We start from the raw sequence: 2,944 nt of genomic DNA, 5'->3' as shown, positions 1-2,944 counted from the left end.
TTTTACGAAAAACAAAAATCTATGCGAAAATAGCCCATAATAAAAAGGAGTGAATCCATGTCATCCAAAATGGTATTAAGCTATCACCCGCCAGTTTTTTCAACGATAGAGGAGGAACGGCACCATTTAAAACAAAAATTAGCTGCCTCCTTCCGTTTATTTTCAAAATTTGGCTTTGATGAAGGAGTGGCAGGACATATTACCGCACGGGATCCTGAGTTAAAAGATCACTTCTGGGTTAACCCGTTCGGAATGCATTTTAGCCAAATTAAGGCCTCTGACTTAATTCTCTGTAACCATGAGGGTGTGGTTGTCGAAGGCAAATACCCTGTTAATCGTGCAGCCTTTGCCATCCATTCTCAGGTTCATGAAGCGCGGCCAGATGTAATCGCAGCTGCACATGCCCATTCTGTTTACGGGAAATCATGGTCATCGCTTGGGCGCCTGCTCGATCCTATTACCCAAGACGCCTGTGCTTTTTATAATGATCATTCATTATTTGATGATTATACTGGCGTGGTTTTAGATATTGAAGAAGGAAAAAGGATTGGGAAAGCACTAGGGAACCGTAAAGCGTGTATATTACGAAATCACGGCTTGCTTACGGTAGGGAAGTCAGTTGATGAAGCGGCCTGGTGGTTTATCACGATGGAACGTTCCTGCCAGGCACAATTGCTTGCCGAGTCTGTAGGTAAACCTGTTCTAATTGAGAATGGAAATGCGAGTATAACATACGAAACAGTGGGAACCTTTGAGGCTGGCTGGTTTCAATTCCAGCCATTATGGAATCGGATCGTTAAGGAGCAACCAGATCTATTAGAATAGGATTGTGACGACCTTAGAGTAGTTACCAAGGTAATTTATCGTGGCCAAGATTTTTGATTTATTGACTACCGTAAACCAGTTTCGAATGGAATTTGGGTCGACAATAAGGTCTATTGACGACCGAAAACCTGTTGGAGAAGGAAATTGGGTCGACAATAAGGTCTATTGACGACTGTAAACCTGTTGCAGGAGGAATTCGGGCAGCCAATCACCAATCCTATTTTCTTCCTGCTCGTAAACTCAATAGAAATAGATTTAAACATTGTTTACATAAATTTCAGGGGGATATTTATGAAGAAGATTGGTGTAGCAGGAACTGGTGCGGTCGGTGGCTATTTTGGCGGACTTTTGAAGAAGGCTGGAAATGATGTGATTTTTTTAGGAAGAGGAAAAAGCCTCGAGAGAATGCGGGAGAAAGGCTTAATGATTAAAAGTGAATGGGAAGATTTCACCATTGATGGAATCTTTACTGACCAATATGAAGCATTCTCAGAAATAGATTTGCTGTTATTTTGTGTAAAAGCAACAGATACAAAGGATGTTGCTATCCATCTTCAGCCTTTTATAAAAGAAACCTGCCTGATCCTGACGCTTCAAAATGGAGTGGACAATGAAGAAATTCTCTCTTCCATTTATGGTGAAAGGAGAATCCTCTCAGCGGCTGCCTACATCCAAGCGATTGTAACGGACTCGGGTGTTGTTAAGCAGATTGGTGTACCCCCAAGATTAATTATCGGGGCTTTGGACAATAGCTTAAGTAAAAAAGTAAATGAGGTATCGACATTAGTAAATGCAGCAAACATCGAAACCTTTACTTCATCTAATGTTATTAAAATTAAGTGGAACAAACTATTGTGGAATGTCACCTTTAATCCATTAACAGCTCTAGTAGAATCAAGGGTTGGTGCCATATTTGATGATGAGGGCTTACACAATTTATCAGTAAAAATTTGTAAAGAAGCGATTGCTGTGGCAGTTGGACTGGGCATTGATATGGATGAGGACTATTATGAAACCATTTTGGCGCAAGGGCAACTAGCGAGGGACCATCAAACTTCGATGCTCCAGGATCGGCTTAAAGGTAAACCACTAGAATTAGAATCGATCTGTGGATACATAGTCAAAAAAGGGAAGGAAGTTAAGGTTGAAACTCCTGTTCTTGAAACAATCTATTATCTATTAAAATATCAGGTTAGCTAGTATTAACTCAAGGATATCATTTTTAGGAGGTGTTAATCATGAACTTTGAATTAGATGAGGACATTCTTTTTTTAAAAAAGAATGTCAGAGATTTTGTCCAAACAGAAGTGGAAGCGGTAGCCATGCAAATTGAAGAAGAAAACCATATCCCGGAAAGGATCATCAATCTCTCTAAAGATTTAGGTTTATTTGGCTTAAGTATTCCAGAAGAGTATGGCGGACTTGGGATTGGTATGGTCGGCAAATGTGCCTTATATGAGGAGATTGGTCAAACGCATAACGGCTACACCACGTTGATTGGGGCACATACAGGGATTGGGACGGTTGGGATTGTTGAATTGGGCAATGAACTGCAGAAGAAAAAATATCTTCCTGCTATGGCAAGCGGTGAAAGAATTGGAGCATTTGCCTTAACGGAACCAGAGGCCGGCTCAAATGCGGCAAATTTGAAAACAACTGCGGTCAGAAAAGGAGATAAATACATCTTAAACGGCTTGAAGCATTACATCACGAATGCGACTGAGGCGAGTGTGTTTACTGTGATGGCTGCAACCGATCCTGGAAAGGGTGCGAAGGGAATTACCTCGTTCATTATTGAAAAAGACTTTCCTGGTTTTAAAGTAGGAGCAATCGAGAAAAAAATGGGTTTACGGGGATCTCAATCTGCTGAATTAATCTTCGAAGATTGCGAGGTACCAATAGAAAATGTCTTGGGGATCGAAGGACAAGGTTATGTCAATGCGTTAAAGATCTTAACGAATGGCCGAGCTGGACTCGCTTCTCGTAATCTGGGATCCTGTCAAAAACTCCTTGATATATCAACGCGATATGCGAAGGAACGGATTCAATTTGGAAAACCAATCATTACCAACCAGGCAGTCAGTCATATGCTCGCGGAAATGGCGGTTGAAATTGAAGC

Annotated in this window: 3 protein-coding genes; all 3 read left to right on the top strand. The window is 41.1% G+C overall.

From position 1 onward, the window contains the following. Positions 1-57: 57 nt before the first annotated feature. Positions 58-825 (top strand): class II aldolase/adducin family protein, encoded by a 768-nt coding sequence (locus V7659_RS17760; RefSeq protein WP_335541133.1) that lies wholly within the window; start codon positions 58-60, stop codon positions 823-825. 291 nt (positions 826-1,116) lie between these two features. Next, a complete protein-coding gene (locus V7659_RS17755) occupies positions 1,117-2,025 on the top strand; it encodes a ketopantoate reductase family protein (RefSeq protein WP_335541132.1) in 909 nt (302 codons plus the stop codon). A 38-nt stretch (positions 2,026-2,063) separates the two neighbouring features. Then, positions 2,064-2,944 (top strand): acyl-CoA dehydrogenase family protein (locus tag V7659_RS17750; RefSeq protein ID WP_335541131.1); only part of this gene is annotated, 881 nt, incomplete at its 3' end.

The organism is Neobacillus drentensis (assembly GCF_036966985.1).
Lineage (GTDB): Bacteria > Bacillota > Bacilli > Bacillales > Cytobacillaceae > Neobacillus > Neobacillus drentensis_E.
Note: the sequence above shows the minus strand (reverse complement) of the source record. Positions and strands in the feature narration are given on the sequence as shown.

Coding starts and splice junctions, on each gene's coding strand:
- V7659_RS17760 (WP_335541133.1), top strand. CDS start 58: ATGTCATCCAAAATGGTATTAAGCTATCACCCGCCAGTTTTTTCAACG.
- V7659_RS17755 (WP_335541132.1), top strand. CDS start 1,117: ATGAAGAAGATTGGTGTAGCAGGAACTGGTGCGGTCGGTGGCTATTTT.